Below are 21,751 nucleotides of genomic sequence, written 5' to 3' on the forward strand. Positions count from 1 at the left end.
CAAAAGAGATCCAATTAAAACGCTGTATGTAAGAACTCGATACAGGAGCACACTATGTCAGATTTGGATTCCAGAGAACTTAGCATCATTAAAGCAATTCAGCGCAATTATCAACAGCAATTACACAATCAGATGCTCACTCATTACGGCGTCTATCTGGAACAATCAGAATATCCTGAAAAAATATATTCATGGATAGAACTGATCGGTGATACACGTTTATTAGCCGAACATTACCTGGATACCCTTATCCATAAACAGGCTCCACTGACCACAGCGTCATTAACCAATGAATCTTCAGGATTCTGGTATTATATCAATAAAGCCAAACTACTCATTCCAGAACAGCTCAGGAATTTTGTCTCTGATTTAAGTTTTGGAACAAGCGACTACTCTCTGTTTAATTCAGTTACCGCAGAATTATTTTCTGTAACTCTGGGAAACTCCATTACCGAGGTATTATACGATTATTTCAAAACCCAATTTAGCGGCAATCAGGAGGATACTCAAAAACAATTTGCTAGTACTCTGGACAAACAAAAGGAATTATCTGAATTAATTAAATACGAATGCAAACAAATTTCTGTTGAACTCATTAAACTCTTTCATTTCAGAGAAATGTTACTTCTGGGAAAAATAAGTCGAACAGCGATTGAGCCTGATGTACGAACTGAATTTATCAGAAGAGCGCGACTTAAGGATAAATCACCCGATACTATTAATTTTGCGATAGAACTGTATTTTGCTCGAGAATTAAGCAAAATTTTTAACAAGGGTTTTCAATCGCTTTATCAAGTTCATGACATTGAAATACAATCAGAGCTTCAATCTCCATTTATTAAATGGATCAATCAATTATCCGAATCAGATAAGGTCAGACAGGCTTTTACACAAGAAATTCAATTAAAATTCATGCTCATCTCTCGCGATTTTTTACTTGAACAAATGAATCAACCGGGTTTTTTAGCAAAGCATGCTCTGGTTTTCTCTCTAATAGCCGGGCTTATTGTTGCTACTGTTCTCGCAATAACCGTCACGCTAACTCTTGGGGCAGCATTTTTATGGAGTATCGGTTCCCTTACCTCAGTAGGGTTTCTTCTTGCCAGTATGGGGGCATACTTTCTTGTTAATAATATCGATTTCATTACTTATAAACGTAATACAGAGAACAGAAATCAGATTCAGCATGCGATAACCATGATCAATAATGAGTATTTGCGTTTAAAAAAAGAATTGATTCAAAGTAAGGAAACCTCATCGGAAGATATTGAAAATACTCGCGATTTCAAACACATCAATCAAAAATTCCTCTACGCCTTTGAGGGCGATAAAGTAGCCAGAGGATCAGTTTCAGGCTGGTTAAGAGAATATGCGTCACGTTACCGACACAGTAAAGCCGTGGAAATAGATCTGGGACATGAATACAAAGATTTGATTATTCAAAGTAAAAAACAAACGGAACATCTGATTAACTCTATCAATAAGAAAGAACCCGGTTTATTAAATCACTGGATTGCTGGAACTCAATCGTATTTAAGCAAAACCCAGCATGCTGATGTGATAAAAGAATTTGAATTAATTCAAAAAATTAAAGAGCAGGTATTGGAGGTAATTAGTGGTTCTCATTATACGCCACCCAAATTACTTGATTTTTATTGTGCCCCTGTTTCCAAAGGTGGATTAGGAGGAAATGAATCGGATTTTGACCATATCAAGCGATTTGCTCCAATAAATTCAAACAATAACGACCACACTAATCCCTATAATTATTTATGTTCGACCGCTCTTAATTTATTTAAAAAATACGAACCTCGTTACTCTTCCGAGCTTATCTTTTTAGGAGATCCGGAATATCGCCAAATGTTAGGGATTTCCCGAGGAGATTACGGGGTATCAGTAACTGCCGATAACATAGACGCTTATCTCAATAATTCTTATGCGTTTTTACTGTCCTTATGCAATAAAATATCACCAGGGTTAGGTCTTGATCCCTTACAACAATCCGCCAGAGTTAAAGATGAATTTATCCTCTATCGAATGTTATTATTAAAACAGCTGTCTACTCTTTCCTTATCTGAAAATAAAGAGGTTAATACAGAGATAAAATTGAAAATAAAACGATTTATTAAAAATCGATTTAATCAGGATACTGAGGTCATTTTTGATGACCTTGCCAATCAGCGCTTTTTATTGAATAAAGAAGTCCAAAATTCCAAGACGTACAAAAACAGCGATCAGTTTATAGTTACAGACCTTGAATTGGAAAATATTACCCAGGCTATCACTCTGGACGTGGCCTATAACTCCTATAATTTCAAATTAATCGATATTTTAGATTATTATCTTGACGAATTTTTACAAAATCCCGGCGCTCGTCCGGCTAAAATATTCGCCTATGGCAGTTCAGAGCAAGAATTAAACCCTCAAGGAAGCAGGCAATTTTCCAAAATGATTTCCCAATACTGTGATAATACCAGTGCCTTCTTGCACCAATCACGTACAAATAAAGCATTAACAGCGACTCGTATTCTGGATTGTTATAAATACAATGTCACTCTTCAGGTTTATAAAACCCAATTACGCATTATTAAATGCATCAAAGAATTGAATAAACCAAGCGACAATACAGAAAATACAGAACAACAAATGGAATTGCTGCTTAATACGTTCGGTGAATTACATCGCTTCGCTGAAGGGCATTGTTGCAAACTAAAAAATAATTCGTCCTGTAATCAACTCTTTAATCTCATGCTGAACCACATCAATAATCGGGGCAACTCCAAAGAATGGATTAAACATTTGGATTCAAATGAAGCACTCATCTACCTGATGAATACGCTACCTGAACAAATACAGCTTGCTGATTGTAAATCCACGGTCTCTCGAGGTTTCTTTAATCAGCAAAGTTCAATTAAAATCACTAAGATGGATCAACAAGCTGAAGCATTGTCGATTAAGTGTACAATGTAGCCCGTATTAGGCGAAGCCGTAATACGGGAGCCGGAGCTTCATCAATCCCGTATTACAGCAGCTCCTCATACGGGGATTGGTGGGACTTCGAAATTACAGCAACTAATTAAACCGAACCTGGCCTTGGTGATTTCGCTGGTGATTTCGGCTCTTCTGGAGCGTTGATTTGAGTACCCAGGTTACCCCCAAAAAAGCCGGGTCTTGCGGGACGTTTTGCTACAAAATCTTCCATATGAGTCACTACATCCACTGGACAATCTTTTTCTTTAACATGATCGGTCGCTAAAGGATCAAGCATATTCACTCTTTTGGAAAAATCAAAAGCTGTATCATTAAAATCGCTACTGTCAGGATTTTGGGAAGTCAACTTGAAATAATGACTGTTAGTCACCCAATTAAGCGCCGACTTAACCCCATTAACCGTGCTATACCATGCTGATTTCATACTTTGCAACAGATTTCGGCATCCCATTATAAAACCGTGGGATAATTGAGAAACGTTAGTACTCCACCAGATTGGACGTAAAATATGAGATTTTACTTGCTGTAAAATCTTCGCTATATGCTTATTCGAATCAGCGCTTATTTCCCCACCAGCACTCAACCCTTGAGTTATGCCGTGTATGTAAAATCCTTTTCTGGAGAATCCACTAAAAAAGGAATAATCATCAGGGATCTGCATACCCGCTAATTCATCTGATATTTTGGATACCAGTTTAGGTGTTTCATTAATTCCAATAGAACCCTTTCTATCGTGATCATTATAATAACAATGACAATCCAATACTTCTTCAATTAGAGAAGAAACGGTATCCAGCATTTTTTTTGCGGGTAATTGATCAAAATCAAATTCTTTGCTATCAATAGGCATGGACATGAATTCCTGAATCAATCCGCTCTTATTTTGATTTCTGATTAAAGAAATGAACCGTTGAAACTGCTTCGCTTCCTGTGCTGGATTTTCTCGTCCAAAAGCATTAAAGATTACAGTTAAATCCTGTTCATTTAAAAATCCCGTAATATTATCAATAACCTTAATAAATTTGGGGTGAAATAAAACAGGAGACATAGTATCCATTATCAATGTTGAAGTTTTATTTTTATTCAGGTTGACTCCAATATTATCAACAACATCTGTGATAAATTTTTCGAAATTATTCAAGCGCACATCTAATGTTTCTATGTCTACAAGACTCGGATTAAGGGATTTAATACATGCCACGAGAGTCTCTTTATTCAAGGACTCAATTCCATATGGAACTATCTTCAACGCTAAAGCATTAATCCCTTCATCCGTACTCAGTGTAGCCATTAATGATTCATAATCTTGAGGATTAAATGAGTTTTTTAAGAGATCCAGAAACAGTTCGCTTGTTAAAAGAGATCTTAAAGAGAGCTTAACCATATCTATCTGTAACAGTTCCGCGGAATTCTGAGCGTGAAGTACAGGATTTTGAATATCAGCTTCCGTTAATTTATCATTCTCAGGAACCAACTGATTTATCAAATGTAAGACTTTTTGCTTAATTTCAGAGTCACTACCGGTCATTAAGCCATCCAGATCATTTGAATTTTGAATCATCAATTCAAAGAGTTTTTCAGACTTTGGTTTTAAAGCAAGAAACTGTTCTTTTTTAGCATCTGCTTTAATAAATTGTGCCATCAAAGGGAGTAAATGACTAAAACCAATCGCTACAAATTGCTCCTGTAATTCTGGCGAAATATTCTGTAAAGGATTGTTCACCAGTTTACTCGATACTTCCTTAAACTGCTTTGTTGCTAATTCAGCGGCCTGTTCCGAACTTTGATATTGTCTCTTAAGATGTTTATTTAATAGCTTAAGTATTTCTTCTGGTGAGGGTATTGCTTGCTCGTCCATAACTTGAGTATCAATTAACTCCCTGGCCACTTGAATCAAGGCTGGATAATTCTGCTGCATATCACTCTTTAACATCTTCCATTGATCAAAAGGTAATAACAAAGAAATTGCATCAAGGAACTCATCACTTTGCAAAATGTTAGCAATAGGTCGGTCATACAAATATTCAGCTTTCAAACTCCAGGAAGATGGCGCCAGTAATTTTCCCAAAACCAAATTACCTGCATTTTTAGTTCCAATTTCTTCAAATTTTCTCTGAACAAAATCAGTAGTACTTTCAATTTCATCTTCCAGGTTAATTAAATCGGGCAAAGGGTCATCAATTAATCCGGAAAAAATAGTGTCAGCCAACCGACCAGTATCCTGTACATCAAGAGCCATAAATTCCTGATAATGGCCCTCAAGAAATTTCTTTATATTGGCTTCATTTGATGCTTTTTCAAGCAATTCTTCACGGAACTCCAAAGGATAGTTATTCACTAATAAAGGGAGTAACTGAGTTCTTACTATTGCAGTCAATTGATCAACAACTTCAACCTTAAGACTCCGGAACAAATTACCCTGTATCTGATTTTGCAATGTATCAATCTTGATTTGCAAAGTCTCAATAATTTGATCAACAGGCCTGATTTCCTGTTTCTTGAAAAAGGTACTAAATTCACCCAACACTAATTCCGGAGATAACTCCTCACCTTTTTGAATAAAATAAGTCATCAGGTGTTTTGCAAAAGCTCTGGAATTTTTGCTTTGACTCAATACTTCGGTCACTGCACGCACATCAGGATAAGTTAAAAATGCTGAAAGATACTTCGCAAGGTCATTTTGTAAAAAGAGAGCCAATTGATTAGTGAACGAAGTTTGCAGCTTGGAATCGGCAGCTAAAATGGCAGCAGGTGTATCATTGAACAATGAAACCAATTGTTCCATTTTCCTGGGATAATGTACTATATCGCTTGTTTGCAAATCACCAAGCCCAGGAATCTGTTGTAAAAAAGTCAACACAGTTGGCTCAAGATGCTTTGAATTTTTAGCAACAAGAGAGCTAAGTAACGGTAAATGAGCATGCAAATAGTTAAGACTCTGAGGACATGCAGACAAGGCGTTTGCTACTTTAGTTTTCTTCGAATCAATGACCATATTAATCAGCAGAGGCTCCAACAACTGCTTTTGATAAGTGGTATAAGTACTGATAACATCTTCATTCAAATAATTAACTATATTTTTATTAATATGTTTGGTTATGCCCTGTGTCTTTTTACCCATCCAGTTTTTAAACTCAAGAGCGGTAGACATATTTCCAATAATACTTTTAAAACTGGTTCTATTAAGAATTTTTATATAGACGTCATCAGGATGTTTCGGATCTGCATTGTCCGCTTTAGGCGTTCTATTGCCAAACCATGAATGATAAAAAATTTGAAATGCGACTGGAATCCGAATCACAGTATAATAGGTTTCAGCAACAAAATTTAATATATGGCTCAAGACACGCAGGAAAACCGATATACGATAGGGTTTCTTGATATGCGCAATTTCTTTATCAAGCCCTTTCATTGCATAATCGACAACGTCAGCTAATTGTGATCGACTCAATTTGATCTGATGGCTGTTTTTATTGTTTATATCACGCAGAGCGAGAGCAATGAACTTTAATACCTGCCGCTTTAATCTGTCAGGATTAATCGTCTCATCTTCATCAAGATTAGCGTACACCCAATCAATGATTTGTTGGCTGACTTTATTTCCCAAAACCTGGATGTATTGATTGTTGTATTCTTTTTGAGCTTTAAATAATTCAGGGTAATAGTCATTCTTCTGTAGATTATTTAGATTAAATACAGTTTTTTGGCTTCGTCCCAAACTGTGTATGTATGACGGCACAATTGTAGAATCCAAACCTCTATTACGGCCAATGCCCTGTATCTGTGTATCCGGGCTATTCGTATTACTCAAGGTTTCTTCAGCGATATTAATTACTGTATGCAGGTTTCTATCGCTAAATCCTTCCGTTTTTTTATTACTAACGTAAATACCGACAAAGCCCAATCGAAAATAATTATCAGCAACTTCTTCCGATATATTTAAATAAGAGGGATCAAATACGGACTCAGTGGAGGTATCATTTAATATTTCCAAAGAAGTATGTTTGCGTTTTTTGGCATCTTTCTCCAGGATTCCATTACTATCATACAAACGATTTATCTGACGATTCATTCCCGCAAAAGGTTTTGATTCTGCAATGGGTGTTTCAGCATCGTTCATACCCTGCATCACGCCCATCATCAGATGTTTTTCAGCATAGTTCTCAAACGCTCGCCCAAATTCCCATCGATTTCTTTTAATTTTATCGATTAATTGGTTATATAAGGGCCAGTTATCTATAAAGTTGGTTAAGTCCTTATTATTCTCAGTAAGTCGCGAGTCAAATTGTTTGTTTATCATGAGCTGCAATACGGAAGACAATTCAGCCAGCAACTCACCTATAACACGTGCTCCATCTGCGTCAATTTCTTTCGCCAGTTTTTTTTGATAATAGATGGCCGTTCTTGGTTGGAACCGATCGATAACCAATTGTTGAAAATCGTTCATGTTAAGCTTGCGTAAACGATTATGCTCTATCTCATCAAGTCCGGTAATATCAGTAAGTACGTACTCGATTAAATTATGAAAAATAGTATTTTTAATTTGTTTTGCCAGTGTTGGCTCACCCTGCAGGATACTAACTTGCCTTTCATCAGGTTTTAATGAAGCGTCATATTCCCTGCGTTTATCGTTCAAATCATTTCTAATAACCGAACCTTCAGCATCAGGTAAATGAAAAAAATTGGCAACATCAGAACGATCCACGAGATTACCATTGCGATACACATCTCTTCTGTTGTATGAACTGTCTTTCAAAGAATTACAGAAATTAACTAATGTTTCGTTGTCATCAATAATGCACAACATTTTACGCGCAACAGGTACCTGCATTCTCCAACGAGCAGACGATTCATCTTCTTTATCAAAATGATAATAAAGCAGATCGTCGACCAAAGAGACAGCTGCTGAACTTTGCTCTTCCTGAATGGCATTGGTTAAACGCAGCAATAAGCCATTAAACATATTGTTCCAGAATTCAGCCGTCCAAAACTGATAGGTTTTTAATTTATTTCGATCCGTAATATTTCGCGCCTGAAAAGAAACCAGTTTAGGAAACTGCCCCTGCCCGGCTTCCATCTTTTGACCACTGGACATGATGGCTACCGGTTTATTTCCGGAGAGTTTATAAGTCTCCTGATTGGGAGTAGCAGTGAGAAACATGGAAAGTTTCTTTTGTGACAATTCAATCAACCGGATCCGACGACGTTCCGCTTTCATGATTAGATGTTGTTCATCAAATGCTAAAAAAGTATGCTCTGAATCTGCATTTTCAAGATCATGATAATGCTTATCGAGAAGATATTCACTGGAACCGATGATAATGGTTCCAGAAGTCTCTTTATTTTTAAGAGATTTTAGTGCTTCTTCAGCAGCAGGATTATTTTCCTTTTCCCGTAAGACAAATATGGAATCGACAAATGAATCGGGCAATAATCGTTTTAAATCCTTGGCAAACTGATGCGCCAACCTATCAGGAACAGCAAAAACTCCATTATTTTCAGAAAGAGTTAAAATTAACATCCACAGTGCCTGAACATAAGTCTTACCCGTCCCGGTAGCCAAAGCGACTAATAAATTGCTGATGTCCTCTTCACTTTCAATTTTTTCAATAATATTATGAAGGGTTACAAGATGCGTTCGATACAGTTCAATTTTGCCAATACCACCAATCACTATTTGATTATTAATTTTGTTTGAAACTACTGGTTCGTCACTCTTTTTAGGAATTTGGAGAATGAATTGTTGGCTGGATAATAAATTAAGTACATCCTGATCGAGATAGCTGTTTATTTTTTTTACTACAGGAGAGCTCTTTGTAGCTAAAGGCTTGGAAAACTGTACTTGAAACGTATTATCTTTTTGGGGTTTTAACTCGAGCTTGTAATTAACACCATTAAGTAACACGATTTGTTCATACTGTTTATCTTTAATGGCCTGTTGACATAATTCATAAATACTTTTTTTTCCATTATCTGTTTTAAAAGTTCGAGATTTGAAAAAGTCGAGAGCAGCATAAGCTAAATAAACCTCATTAGCAGAGGACAATAGTTTGTTCTTATCAGTTGAATTCAGTTTCATAACTCACTTATAATTAATCGCAAATATATGCTCAAAATTATAGCACATTTTTCATTATAAAAACACACATCTGACTAAAATAAATACAGAAACTATTCACTGAGATAAATTGCTTGAGTATCCGGTTTGTCTTGCTCCTTCAATATGGATTGAGCCTGTTTGTAATCAAAAGAATGTTGCCAGGTGGAAATAATGATGGTTGCTATCGCATTACCAGTCATATTGATAATTGAGCGTCCTTCATTCATAAATTTATCGATACCCAGTACCAAAACCACTCCAGCCGCAGGGATATGACCAATAGTCGCCAGAGAACTGGCCAGCACAATAAATCCACTACCAGAAACTCCGGCAGCCCCTTTTGAACTGATAATCATCACTCCCAAAAGTGCTAGTTCCTGCCATACAGTCAATTCAGTATTGGTTGCCTGAGCGATAAACATGGCCGCCAATGTGAGATAGATGGCTGTTCCTGCAAGATTAAATGAATAGCCTAATGGTAATACCAACCCCACTACTGACTTCTCACAGCCAAGATTTTCGAGTTTTTGCATCAAGCTGGGCAACACCGTTTCTGAAGATGCAGTCGCCCAAACAATGACCAATTCATCCTTTAAATACCGTAAAAGATGCCAGATATTAATTTTACAATACCATTGTAAAATAGTTCCCAGCACCATAAGAATAAACAAAATTGACGTCAGATAGTAGCAAGCCAACAAACCAAACAGGTTAAATAACGGCGCTATGCCAAACCTGCCTACACTGAATGCCATAGCGGCAAAAGTAGCCACCGGTGCCATGTACATCACCACATGTATTATTTTGAAAAACACTTTGGCGATCACTTCCATGCCATTCACTACTTGTTTTCCAATAGAACCCGTTAGAATTAATCCTATCGCGAACAGTATTGAAATGAAGAGTACTTGAAGCATTTCACCATCTACAAATGCGCTGATAAATGTTCTGGGAATAATGTTCATGAGTAAATCAGTCATGTTGGTTGCTTTGTGTGCTGTGCCTAAATAAGAATTGGCTTCATCCAGATTCAGTGAGGTGGGATCAATATTCAGTCCAACACCAGGTTTGAAATAATCCGCAGCTCCCAATCCAAGCATTAATGCAATTGTCGTGATAATCATGAAAAATAATAAAGCACCACCGGCAAGTCGCCCAACCTGCCTCATATCATTCATCGCCGCTATGCCCGAAACAAGTGTGAGAAAAATGATGGGGGAAATCAGCATTTTGATTATTTTAATAAACACATCAGAAAGGACTTTAAACTGTACGGCAAAATCAGGAAGCATGTATCCGAAAAGTACACCTAATAAAACGCCAAGAAGAACCTGCACATAGAGTTTTTTTAAAAAATTCATTTTTATTCTCCGAGTCGTTTACTGAGGAACGGACATGCAAAACAAAATCTTGAAGCTTTAAAAACTCTTTTTTAAATAACCAGAATCATTATTACATGTTTTTTTTATTGATTACCAGAGCGAATTAACTTTTGAAAATCAACTTAGGACTCGAATTGAATCATTTCAAAGTAGGAGGGTATAAAAACTGAATGGGTTGTAACCAGTCCAAACTAAAAACCATTAATCAGCACCAGGCCATTAGTATCTTTTCCATTGCTAATATCGCAGAGCCATTCTACAACCAAATGGGAGTGATGATGGAGCGGATCAAAATAGTCAACATATAGTGTTGCAGTATCATCATCAAAAACACTCAATCGACCGAAAACAGACCAGAATACCCCAGGAACAGGCAACTCTACAGAGCTGGTCATTGTTGTGGTCACAGTATCCTTTAATTGACCGTTGACTCGTACATTATAATGCAGGTATTGAGTAAAGTTAAATCGGGTAGATGCGCCAATAAGATTTTGCGCAAGTTGGCTCTGGATTGTCGGATCCGTAATCTGGCATCTATCCAGATGAATAATTGCCTTAACATCATTTCCACTCTCAACAGCTTTGACCAGCTGCGTAAAATTGAGAATTAACGGGTTATTCGTAGTAATATCGGCATGAGCATTATTAATTACCAGACACAATATAATTAAAGATACTGATTCAGTCCAAGTTTTCATAAATAGTCCTCTTTTATCAGTATTAATTAGATTTCTTATTAGCTCGTCATGCCGAGCAAACTGACGGCTCTACTAATGAATCTTCTACTCATTTCTAAAACCCCTCTATTGCTCTATTCTGCCAACATATAGGTGACATCAACCAGTAAGAGAATCTCAGGTAAGAACCACGAAATACCTCCAATATTCACTGAGAACTACAGTTTAATCCCCTTTGTTAATGCCTGCAATTTAATTTAAGTGTATTATCTTAATACATATTTCGCCAGAAAATTTAATTTTATTTGAATTGATTGGTTTAAATTCCAAGTTCGGTGATAATAGATAATTAAATCAGAGTGAAGCCTACTCTTTATATAAACCTTACATCCAGAGTGACAATGCATTATTTACATGACCTGATTCATTATATCCTTCATATAGACATTTATTTGAATACCTTTGTTTCAACCTATGGATTTTGGACCTATCTGGCATTATTTGCAGTGATTTTCTGTGAAACCGGGTTAGTTGTTACCCCTATTCTTCCTGGAGACTCCCTGTTATTTGCTGCAGGTAGTATCGCGGCTCAACCGGGCAATCCTTTGAGTTTCATTGTCTTATTGGTAGTACTGTTCATTGCCTCAGTGCTGGGCAATCAGGTGAATTTCCTTATCGGCAGAGTGTTAGGCCCTCATATCTTTAACTCTAAAAAATCCTGGTTACTCAATAAAAAACACTTACAGGAAACCCATGTTTTTTATGAAAAACATGGAGGGAAAACGCTGATTTTTGCTCGTTTTCTGCCAATAATCCGTACTTTTGCACCGTTCATTGCTGGTATTGGTACTATGGAAGTAATGCATTTTTCACTTTACAATCTTATTGGCGCTCTGCTTTGGATTGGTAGTCTTCTAAGCCTTGGCTACTTTTTAGGCTCACTTCCCATTGTTAAAGAAAATTTTGCACTGGTAATCTATGGAGTCATTTTAATTTCACTATTGCCGCCAATCATTACTTTTATAGGTAAAAAAAACCGTACTGCCCGTTAAAAAATAATGAAACTCCCACATACAAAACCCGGGCTCTAACAATTCAACCCCGGGTTAATTGTATCAGTTAAACCATCTTCCGGAGCGCCGTATATTTTAAACAGATACACCGCTCGTAGTCTCAACGTTAATTAGAAAAAATCCGACCATTTATCTTCTATTCGTAGTACTCAGAGGTGTAACATTTAAAGTAGTAATTAACGTTTTAAGCAACGTATTAAACTGTTTGGAAGTACTCTCCAAAGAGGGCTTGGGTCTGTCCATCTGCAGTTCATTGAGCAACATTGTTCTATACGAATGGGCATAAGTATTACCATTCTTACTGTCTTTCAAAAAATTAACCAACATTCTTTTCGCATCATTATAATTGCTTACTTTGGCAAACTCTTCATTAAACTGATGAGCTCGTGCTCGACCAGTACTGCCATGTCGATGAAAGAAGGAAAAATAACAATATTTTTCACTGTAGTCTGTGTAGGCGATTGTAGCATTCGCAATAGATTGTTTTAAACGGACCAATTTGTTTTCATCGCTTTCTTCTGGTTTTAAAGCAGATGAACTCTCTCTCTTTTTTATAGATGGGACAAGATCATGCGTTTTTTGAGCTTCAGAGGAACGATTTGGTTCTAAACGAGAAGGAGTATCAGTTACTATTTGCGAAGTGGAAGGTACAACAGCTATTGGGCTTTGTGAAACTGTAACTGGACTTTGATCATCCGTCACGGCGTTCAATCTATTTTCAGTGATCGTTTCATGATGTAACTGTTCAGATTTCAATTTTGGTGAATCGTAGGCAAGTGCCGTGTTCGCCCTTTTGGCGCTAATCAGTTCAGTCACCCAATGAGCATTATTCTGGTTCCTTAGGGTAATTGTATGACGCTCTGGTACATCATGAAACTCATGAATTGGATGAGCATTCTCATAAATATGAAGATTAACCTCAAAGGCTCTTGCCAAATAATCCAGATCCAAATGAGTTCCCCAATACGCTTGCTGAGTAATATTACTCATGGAATCAATAATCGGTGAAGTTGAACTGGGAATTGTATCTTGTGTTATTGATGTCTGAACAACATCTTCACCGTACATCAGGTTTAAAAATAATGGTACTAAAGTCAAATGTTCAAAATTTTCTATTACCTGTGACCGATCAATATCAGCTACAGCGATTTGTATGACGTCTGAATTGGCAAATTCGTTGTAATGAGGATCGATATCTTGAGGATCATTGTAATACAGCGCGGCAAAATTTATAAAATTACTGTTTGCCACTAATTGAGCATAATCTTCTTTAGGATTGGCACAGGCCTCTTTTAATTCTCTGAGACGATAATGATAATCTAGTAATCTTAATGTGGTTTGCAATTGATCCAATAATTCATTATTTGGCAAATCAACGTTAAAATTAATAATCGCATCAAATTGATATCGCAAGGATGCATCATAGGCAACCAAGCGTTCGAACATCAGTTTGCTTTTATAACTGTTTTCTTCCTGAATAATATTAATTAATCCAATCGCGAATGCATAAAAAGCACAATCTCCAGCACCGGGATTATCAACTTCTTCGGAGTGAAGTTGAACTTCATCTACGTTCTCTTGATCTGCCAATATTAATTGCAGATCTCGTGGCGCATCAACCGATTTTACTCCATGAAATGCCTCCAGTGAAGTCAAACCTAATTTCTGTGGACCGAATTGAACTACCGACTCAAAGTCAGCGTCACTACACAGTACATTCCAATGTTGCTCTCTATTTTGTAATCTAATTTGAATAAGTTCCTCGGAAGGATGTTCTAATCCATTTTCAATTAAATTTAAAGATAGAGCATCGGTCATCCCTTTTAATTCTGCGCAACTGTAACCTCTTTGAAAGGCATTGGGATCAGCCATTATTAATTGCATCAATAATTCCAGATAAAAACCAGCCTGGTCTTTTACCAAATTTTTAATAGTGCTAAAGTCCTGATTGTGATCCCAATTCTGAATTAATGGTATAAGTTTTGTGATGAAGTCCTGCCTGTCCTTAAGATTCAAATTATCGATTTTAGGACAATTACTGTAATTCATATGATAAGGCGCAACGTGACTAACAATAGACTCTTTATTATTTCGAATAAAATGAGTCAGTTCATTTAAAACGTCATTTTCCAGTTTTTCCTGATATTGTTGATTTAATTTAAACAGGACAGGAGCTAAAATTAGTTCCCAATCCCTGGAGTTATTATAGTAGTTCAGCCATTTTTTTAAATTTTCCCAGGTTTGGGGTCTAAATTGTGGATGATGTCGACCACACTCCTGCAGGAATCGTTGATATCCAGGCGTGTCTTTTTTACCGTCCAATCGACCGCTTTTTATTTCAACAGCCAGCCCAATTGCCAGCGCATTAAATAAACAAGCTCCATCGCCTGTAGCTTCAATTACTTTACTCATGAACCACCCCAAGGAATGCACTGAAAATCAATTTAATGATCATATATTATCCTCCAAGATCATAAAGTAGTCAATGGATTGGCCTATGAGCACACCTCAAACAGTACTTATAAAATTCATAATCCATTGAGCTATCAAGGCGTCGTCTTCATGTAATTCCAATGATTTAATTCCTTGGGCAAATATATGCTCATCAACCGCATCCTCTCGAGAAATCATTAAATCGCGTGAATATTCTTTAGTGAACTCGGGATGGCCTTGAATTGAAAAAAAATGGGTTCCAATTTGCATCAGATAATTAGGGCAAAAATCGCTTCCAGCCAGTACCTGAGCATCTTGAGGTAACGCTACAACCTGATCTTGATGACTGACCAGGATATTAAATTCATTTTTAAAGGGCTTCATCCAATCTTTTTGTTGCACAATTTGATTTTGAGACATACCCACTCCCCAGCCTTTGGGTGATTTGATTACTGTTCCCCCCATGGCTTTGGCAATTAACTGATGACCAAAACAAATGCCAATAACCTTCTTTTGAGCTGCATGCAAAGTACGAATGAATTCTTCAAGTTGAGCTATCCATGGATATCCATCATTTACACCATGACGACTCCCGGTAATTAGATAGGCATCCACTGCATGAATATCGGTGGGCAGCACTTCATTCTCTGCATCAAAAACTATAAATTCAATATTGGGATCTACAGGATGCAAAAGATTGGCAAACATCTCTGGATAGTGTCCATGCTGTTCAACAAAGACATCACTCACCCTATCACATTTAAGAATACCTATTTTCATTACTTTCCCTTAGCTTCTTCCAGAATAGCTCTATAGTGTTCCTGATCAAACAGAATGGGATTAGAACCAGCCGCCGCATCTTCTGTAGCCATGCGTGCTACACGATCCAATTGAGCGCCATCTATACCTAGTTGCGACAGAGTATGTTCAATTCCCAATTCCAACCGCATTTGAAAAATCCAGTCCATAAACCCGTCAAACCCATTAGCCAAAGATAAATAATTGGCCATACGAATTATTTTACTTTCAATCGCTGGTCGATTTGCCATCAAAACATAGGGCATCAAAATCGCATTAAGCCGACCATGATGAGCGTCATATAATGCACCTAAAGGATGAGCAAGCGCATGCATGGCTCCCAAACCTCTTTGGAACGCGGTAGCACCCATCGCAGAAGCCACTAACATATTCGTTCGAGCCTCCAAATCATTACCATTTTGATACGCTCTGATCAAATAGTCCTTGATCAAACGAACGCCCTCCATAGCAATTCCTTCAGCCATGGGATGATAATAGGTGGCACAATAAGCTTCGAGACAATGCGATAAAGCGTCCATCCCAGTAGCCGCAGTAAGGGATGGAGGTAAACCCAATGTTAACTCAGGATCCATAATGACAATCGCTGGGAGCATACCAGGATGAAAGATTATCTTTTTAATCTGTTGTTCTGTATCCGTTATTACTGATGCTCGCCCTACTTCTGAGCCAGTTCCCGCAGTCGTAGGTATGGCAACAACAGGAGCCATGGCAGAAACCTGAACACGCTTCCAATTATCACCCACATCTTCAAAATCCCATAGTGGCCGGTTTTGACCAACCATTAAAGCGATTGCCTTGGCCGCATCAAGACCTGAACCACCACCCAAAGCAATAACTCCATCGTGCTGGCCTAGCTGGTAGGCTTTAACCCCAGCCATAACCTGTTCGCCAGTCGGATTTGCTTTAATTTGACTAAAAACACCAACATGTAAATCAGCAGCGCGACATATTTGCATGATGTTGGCTACCATTAATGTGGCAGCAAGACCCGGGTCTGTAACCAATAATGGCGCTTTCATGCCTAATTCTTTACACGCGCTGGCCAGCTCCTGAATTCGCCCTGGACCAACCCGAACCCGGGTTGGATAATTCCAGTTAGCGGTTAACGATTGATTGTTCATAAAAATAGATTCCTTTTTACTTTTAAATACTGGTTTTTATATGAAAAGATTTCGGACGAGTCATATGCTCATAACCTAGGGTAGACAAGGTGCATCCTCGCCCGGAATTCTTCACTCCAGTCCAGGCTAAAGCGGGATCCAGGTAATCGCAACGATTGATGAAAAAAGTACCTGTATGTAATTGTTCACCGATGTTAATTCCCTGTTTAATATCCGTGGTGAATACTGCCGCTGTTAAGCCAAAAGAACTGTCATTCATTAAACGTATTGCTTCTTCATCATTCTTAACTGACATAATCCCTACTGCAGGACCGAAAGTCTCCTCGGTCATAATCCGCATGCTGTGGTTTACCTGAGTCAAAATCTGCGGCGCCATATAGGGTGTTCCAGGTTTATCCATTTTAAAATCAGCGCTGTTAATATGAGCCACAGCGCCTTGCTCTATAGCTTCCTGAATTTGATTACGAACAAAATCAGCCGATTCAGCTCGAACCAGAGGGCCTAAGGTCGTTTCCGGATCATCAGATCGACCTAATTGGTATTGATTCACCAGATGTACTGCTTTATTAACGAATTCTTCATAGACGTCTTGATGTACATAAATACGCTCTATACCGCAACAGGATTGGCCTGAGTTAAAAAATGCCCCATCAATTGCTGTTTCCACTGCATGATCCAGATTCGCGTCAGCACGAATGTATGCAGGATCTTTGCCTCCTAATTCAAGACCCACGTTAATGAAGCGACCAGTGACTGCACGCTCCACCATTTCCCCACCGGATACAGAACCAGTAAACGCAATTGAATTAATCAACTCGGATTGAATTAATTGTTCGGTATCAGAATGAGTAAGATGCAAAAATTGAAATACTCCTTGTGGCAAACGAGCTTTTTTAAATGCGTCATCAAAACGCTCTGCTACTAATGGGGTTTGCGCGGAATGCTTCAAGATCACCGCATTACCCGCCATTATGGCTGGAATAATTGCATTTACCGCGGTGAGAAAAGGATAATTCCAAGGGGCAATTACAAAAACCACACCTAGTGGTTCTCTTTTAATATATCGGATAAAACCTGTTTTTTCAGGTAACTCTATGGGAGCCAGTGCGGAATGCGCAGCAGCAATCATATACCGTGCCCGTTCCTCCAAACCCTTAATTTCTCCTTGAGCGTAACGGATAGGCCGCCCCATTTGCCAGCACAGTTCCTCGGCTATTGCCTCCTTCTCTGCTACCAGGACATCTACAGCGGCATTACAGTATTCTTCGCGTTCTGCCAGGGAAGAACGACACCATAATTGTTGTGCTGAATGTGCCTTAATTAAAGCCTGTTCCATTTCCTGTTGATTTGCATAAGATCGTTCGACATAGAGTGAGTTATCTATAGGTGAATAAGTTCTCAAAATTTCAGTCATTTTTAGTCCAATGTTATTCGATTAAATGAAACCTGAATTCGGTTAAATAATTTCAAAATAGCGGTCTAATTCCCAATCCGTTATATGTTTCCTGAATTCACGTTCTTCCCATTCCCTGGTTGCTGCAAAATGCTCAACAAATTCCCTTCCAAATAACTGGCCTGCCGCATTTGAAAATCGCAGATTTTGGGCTGCTTCCCATAAAGTTCGAGGTAAAGCCAATTCTTGATTATGGGTCTGTTCATAAGAATTCCCCTTTATTTCTGGTTCTGGTTCCCATTCCTGCTCTATGCCATACAATCCTGAACCAATGGCAGCAGCCAGAGCCAGGTAAGGGTTGGCATCTGCAGAACCTAATCGATATTCAATGCGTTGGGATTTATCGCTTCCAGGAATGACTCGTAAGGCTGTAGTTCTGTTCTCTACTCCCCAGGTTGCATCGGTAGGTGCCCAATAGCCTGGTATTAATCGCGAATAACTGTTCACAGTGGGTGAAAACATAGCCAATAATTCGGGCATTAATTTTTGTTGGCCAGCGAGAAAATGACGTTGAATTTTACTCATGTTATGAGTAGTTCCCGAATCATAAAAAGCAGATTTACCCCCATCCCTATTTCTTAAAGACAGATGAATATGACCACTCTGCCCTGGGTAATTTGGAGACCACTTGGCCATAAAAGTTGCCATTTTATTATTGCGTTGGGCAAGAATTTTCATAAAGGTTTTAAACAACGCAGCCTTATCTCCTGCTGCTTCAGCCAAATCTACAGCTATAGCCGCTTCCAGAACTCCGGGGCCCGTTTCTGTATGCAGTCCCTCAATTGAAAAATCCATTCGTTGCGCCATATCGAGTATTTGATGATAAAACTCGGCATGAACCGTATTGCGAATAATTGAATAACCAAAATTATCCGGAGTAATCGGTTTTAAATTTCGATAGCCTTTGGCACGAACACTTTCGGGAGTTTCATCAAAGACAAAAAATTCATATTCAAGGGCTGCATAAGCATCAAAGCCCATGTCTTCAGCCTTTTTAATCACACGTCTTAATACAGCGCGAGGGCAAATTGATTCGGCGTGTTGGTCAAACTCAGCCATAAACAACAATTGATTGTCTTCGAAGACAATATCGCGGCAGGTGGAAGGGATAATACGGACATGCGCATCAGGATAACCCGTATGCCATCCAGTGTATTGTACGTTATCATACAGTTTGTCTTTTGAGTCCCAACCTAAAATGACATCACAAAAAGCAAAACCATGTTCCAGAGCGGAAAAAAACTTTTCACGACTCATATATTTTCCAAGCATTACTCCATCAATATCAAATATCCCTACTTTGACATGAGTCAGTTGTCTTTCTTCAACAATGCGTTTTGCATCTTCAATAGAATGAACTTCTCTAGACTTCAGCATGACATATCCTTATGTTTTAAATTGCTTTTTAATTTGAAGGAGAATGATATGTGAGTGTACCCTGTCAAAGATGTTTTCGCAAAAACACAACCCACACCTTGAACTACCTGAAGTTCGCGAACAGAACCTAATCAGAAATTAATAAACGTGACAGAATTCCGTTTTGAATCCAGCTTTTTAAAAAAGAAGCCGCTCTCATCCCCACTTCATCTACTGCAATCCATTGACACAATCCTTCACAAAGTTCTCCGAATGATAAACCCTGGCGCACCGCGTCCAAAGCCCAGGCCTCCTCTTCAGATAAACTGTAATATTGAATCAGATAGTCCTGTGTTCGCCAAACCACCCATGAAACTGCATTAGCACTTTTATTCCATTCCGGCAAATCCTGATCGTTGATTAGAGTGTGCCAAACAGGAATCGCATTCCAAAAATAATTCAATCGTTGTACTGATGGATGAAGCATAAACTGCAACCCTGCCCAGGATTCAGCGGGGACATTACCCATGTCCTGAATCATTAAAACCTGATCATCAGCTGCGTCAAACGCCAGAGTCATTTTCCATTCAAAATCTGCAAGTTCAGCCAGATAAGCATAGGGTTTATCATAGTAATGTTGTACGTAATCGGCTAAAGCATCACCATACCATCTGATGGAGCGATAGGTTGAAGGATGAGCATCGATATAACTGCTGCAGAGTTTATTAAATTCCTCGGTACCTAAATAAGCATGTAATGCGGGATAACTCGTTGTTAAACTCTCAATCAATCTCAATTTATAAGCATCACGATAAATTCCAAGACGAGTATCCATTAAAACTCGTTCCGTTTGCTCGATAGAATGTTTGATATCAGGATGACCTGTTAACAAAAATTTTTGAAACTGACTCTGTAAATTAAGAAGCTCAGTCATACCAGAACCTCCTCTACTAACACCTGTTCAACGATAAGCCTGGCATGATTAAGTTCATGTAACAGCTCATCAAAAGGAGGCATATTGTCATCCCGTTCAATCATTGTAGAAACCGGCCCTAATCTTTGAATCGTATCAGCATACAAATCCCAAACTGGTTGAATAACCGGAGCATCATGTGTATCAATGATATAATCTCCATGATTGGAATGACCTGCTAAATGAATTTGCGCGACACGGTCTGCAGGAACAGAATGGATATAATCCAGAGGGTTAAATTGGTGATTCACTGAACTGACATAAATATTGTTCACGTCCAATAAAATATAACAACCCGATTTCTTAACTATCTCAGATAAAAATGCCCATTCGGTCATTTCAGATTGCTTGAAAGTGAGATAACTGGAGACGTTTTCTATTAATAGTGGACGTCCCAAAAACTCTTGTATTTGCTGAATTCGAGAAACAATATGATTTATTGCTTCATTCGTATAAGGAACAGGAAGCAAATCATGTACATTTAGGCTATCGACTCCAGTCCAACACAAATGATCCGAAATCCAGACAGGTTCAATACGGTTTGCCAGATTTTTCAATTCATGCATATAGTCCATATCAAGTGCGTCACTGCTACCCAAAGACAGCGATACGCCATGCATGACTATAGAATAATCTTGACGTATTTTATCAAGGTAATACAAAGGCTTACCACCTGGAACCAAATAATTTTCACTTAATATTTCGAACCAGTCCAAATCAGGTTTACGTGATACTATTTCTTCATAATAATTGGGACGCAATCCTAAACCAAACCCCAGGAAAGGCATTTTGGGAATGTTGACACGTTCTGATAATTCCATATATTCCCTATATAACGTATAAAACCAGGCATGCGTGACATGCCTGGAGTAATTCCTGCTGCGATACCTGGCTTATTGAGCTACAGTACCACCAGCTTTATCACAATCTTCTTTAGTCATTTGAACAACGCCTTTTCCTTTGCACGCGTTTTGACCTTTGCATGCGTTGTCAGCGGTTTTGCAAGCGCTTTGACCTTTACATGCGTTGCCGCCTTGGCATTGAACCATAGGTGCTGTCGTAGTTTCTACCGCAAAAGCAGGAGCTAAAGCAAACATAGAAGCAGCACCTACTGCCAAAGCAGCACCAGTTAATTGTAATTTGTTCATTAAAGTTCCCTTTATATATTAAGTTAAAATTATTTTAAGCCAGACAAAATAAAAATTTTTGCCCACATCATTCTAGAGAGTGAACTTAAAAATTGTCAAGCCAACATGAACATTACTCACCGCGTTTGCAATTAATTGAATATCAATAATGCATAAGAACCGAGCCGCGACCGTAAGAGGCTGTGAAACATATCAATTTTGTAAAATATCCAGTGTGTAGGTTTA

General features: G+C 38.2%; 13 protein-coding genes. 2 read left to right on the forward strand and 11 right to left on the reverse strand.

The window, feature by feature from the left end; translation table 11 throughout:
- Positions 1–54: 54 nt before the first annotated feature.
- Entirely contained in the window at positions 55–2,970 is a 2,916-nt protein-coding gene (locus Lqua_RS17405) for a hypothetical protein (protein ID WP_058475557.1), read from the forward strand.
- Positions 2,971–3,076: 106 nt separating this feature from the next.
- Here the strand turns inward: Lqua_RS17405 and Lqua_RS17410 are convergent, their stop codons facing one another.
- The 3 genes from Lqua_RS17410 to Lqua_RS17420 all read right to left on the reverse strand — a co-directional run bounded on the left by Lqua_RS17410 (position 3,077) and on the right by Lqua_RS17420 (position 11,171).
- On the reverse strand, positions 3,077–9,070 hold the full coding sequence (locus Lqua_RS17410; protein WP_058475558.1) for a DEAD/DEAH box helicase family protein: 5,994 nt from the start codon (positions 9,068–9,070) through the stop codon (positions 3,077–3,079).
- Between the two features lie 92 nt (positions 9,071–9,162).
- Entirely contained in the window at positions 9,163–10,452 is a 1,290-nt protein-coding gene (dctA, locus tag Lqua_RS17415) for a C4-dicarboxylate transporter DctA (protein WP_058475559.1), read from the reverse strand.
- Positions 10,453–10,664: 212 nt separating this feature from the next.
- The gene (locus Lqua_RS17420; protein WP_058475560.1) at positions 10,665–11,171 is read right to left on the reverse strand and encodes a hypothetical protein; all 507 of its coding nucleotides are present in this window, start codon (positions 11,169–11,171) and stop codon (positions 10,665–10,667) included.
- Between the two features lie 380 nt (positions 11,172–11,551).
- On the opposite strand from Lqua_RS17420, the gene Lqua_RS17425 reads away from it, so the two are divergent.
- Entirely contained in the window at positions 11,552–12,202 is a 651-nt protein-coding gene (locus Lqua_RS17425) for a DedA family protein (RefSeq protein WP_058475561.1), read from the forward strand.
- A 150-nt stretch (positions 12,203–12,352) separates the two neighbouring features.
- On the opposite strand, the gene Lqua_RS17430 is transcribed toward Lqua_RS17425, so the two are convergent.
- From Lqua_RS17430 to bufA2, 8 genes are all read right to left on the reverse strand, one after another.
- Positions 12,353–14,635, reverse strand: coding sequence for a hypothetical protein (locus Lqua_RS17430; protein WP_058475562.1), 2,283 nt, complete (start codon positions 14,633–14,635; stop codon positions 12,353–12,355).
- 96 nt (positions 14,636–14,731) lie between these two features.
- Positions 14,732–15,436, reverse strand: a complete 705-nt coding sequence (locus Lqua_RS17435; protein WP_058475563.1) for a glutamine amidotransferase-related protein — start codon at positions 15,434–15,436, stop codon at positions 14,732–14,734.
- Complete coding sequence (locus Lqua_RS17440) at positions 15,436–16,596, reverse strand: iron-containing alcohol dehydrogenase (protein WP_058475564.1); 1,161 nt, start codon at positions 16,594–16,596, stop codon at positions 15,436–15,438. The genes Lqua_RS17435 and Lqua_RS17440 overlap by 1 nt, the downstream gene beginning before the upstream one ends.
- 22 nt (positions 16,597–16,618) lie before the next feature.
- Positions 16,619–18,010 (reverse strand): aldehyde dehydrogenase family protein, encoded by a 1,392-nt coding sequence (locus tag Lqua_RS17445; protein ID WP_058475565.1) that lies wholly within the window; start codon positions 18,008–18,010, stop codon positions 16,619–16,621.
- Positions 18,011–18,052: 42 nt separating this feature from the next.
- A complete protein-coding gene (locus tag Lqua_RS17450; protein WP_058475566.1) occupies positions 18,053–19,426 on the reverse strand; it encodes a glutamine synthetase family protein in 1,374 nt (457 codons plus the stop codon).
- Positions 19,427–19,553: 127 nt separating this feature from the next.
- On the reverse strand, positions 19,554–20,339 hold the full coding sequence (locus tag Lqua_RS17455; RefSeq protein WP_058475567.1) for an HvfC/BufC N-terminal domain-containing protein: 786 nt from the start codon (positions 20,337–20,339) through the stop codon (positions 19,554–19,556).
- Positions 20,336–21,199 carry an MNIO family bufferin maturase gene (bufB, locus tag Lqua_RS17460; RefSeq protein ID WP_058475568.1) on the reverse strand — a complete coding sequence of 288 codons (864 nt, stop codon included), beginning with the start codon at positions 21,197–21,199 and terminating at the stop codon, positions 20,336–20,338. The genes Lqua_RS17455 and bufB overlap by 4 nt, the downstream gene beginning before the upstream one ends.
- 72 nt (positions 21,200–21,271) lie before the next feature.
- Entirely contained in the window at positions 21,272–21,526 is a 255-nt protein-coding gene (gene bufA2, locus Lqua_RS17465) for a BufA2 family periplasmic bufferin-type metallophore (protein ID WP_058475569.1), read from the reverse strand.
- Positions 21,527–21,751 lie beyond the last annotated feature (225 nt).

It is taken from the genome of Legionella quateirensis (genome assembly GCF_001467955.1).
Taxonomy (GTDB): Bacteria; Pseudomonadota; Gammaproteobacteria; order Legionellales; family Legionellaceae; genus Legionella; species Legionella quateirensis.

Excerpts from the sequence above, each read along its gene's own strand:
- Lqua_RS17405 (WP_058475557.1), top strand. The coding sequence starts at position 55 with ATGTCAGATTTGGATTCCAGAGAACTTAGCATCATTAAAGCAATTCAG.
- Lqua_RS17410 (WP_058475558.1), bottom strand. The coding sequence starts at position 9,070 with ATGAAACTGAATTCAACTGATAAGAACAAACTATTGTCCTCTGCTAAT.
- dctA (WP_058475559.1), bottom strand. The coding sequence starts at position 10,452 with ATGAATTTTTTAAAAAAACTCTATGTGCAGGTTCTTCTTGGCGTTTTA.
- Lqua_RS17420 (WP_058475560.1), bottom strand. The coding sequence starts at position 11,171 with ATGAAAACTTGGACTGAATCAGTATCTTTAATTATATTGTGTCTGGTA.
- Lqua_RS17425 (WP_058475561.1), top strand. The coding sequence starts at position 11,552 with ATGCATTATTTACATGACCTGATTCATTATATCCTTCATATAGACATT.
- Lqua_RS17430 (WP_058475562.1), bottom strand. The coding sequence starts at position 14,635 with ATGAGTAAAGTAATTGAAGCTACAGGCGATGGAGCTTGTTTATTTAAT.
- Lqua_RS17435 (WP_058475563.1), bottom strand. The coding sequence starts at position 15,436 with ATGAAAATAGGTATTCTTAAATGTGATAGGGTGAGTGATGTCTTTGTT.
- Lqua_RS17440 (WP_058475564.1), bottom strand. The coding sequence starts at position 16,596 with ATGAACAATCAATCGTTAACCGCTAACTGGAATTATCCAACCCGGGTT.
- Lqua_RS17445 (WP_058475565.1), bottom strand. The coding sequence starts at position 18,010 with ATGACTGAAATTTTGAGAACTTATTCACCTATAGATAACTCACTCTAT.
- Lqua_RS17450 (WP_058475566.1), bottom strand. The coding sequence starts at position 19,426 with ATGCTGAAGTCTAGAGAAGTTCATTCTATTGAAGATGCAAAACGCATT.
- Lqua_RS17455 (WP_058475567.1), bottom strand. The coding sequence starts at position 20,339 with ATGACTGAGCTTCTTAATTTACAGAGTCAGTTTCAAAAATTTTTGTTA.
- bufB (WP_058475568.1), bottom strand. The coding sequence starts at position 21,199 with ATGGAATTATCAGAACGTGTCAACATTCCCAAAATGCCTTTCCTGGGG.
- bufA2 (WP_058475569.1), bottom strand. The coding sequence starts at position 21,526 with ATGAACAAATTACAATTAACTGGTGCTGCTTTGGCAGTAGGTGCTGCT.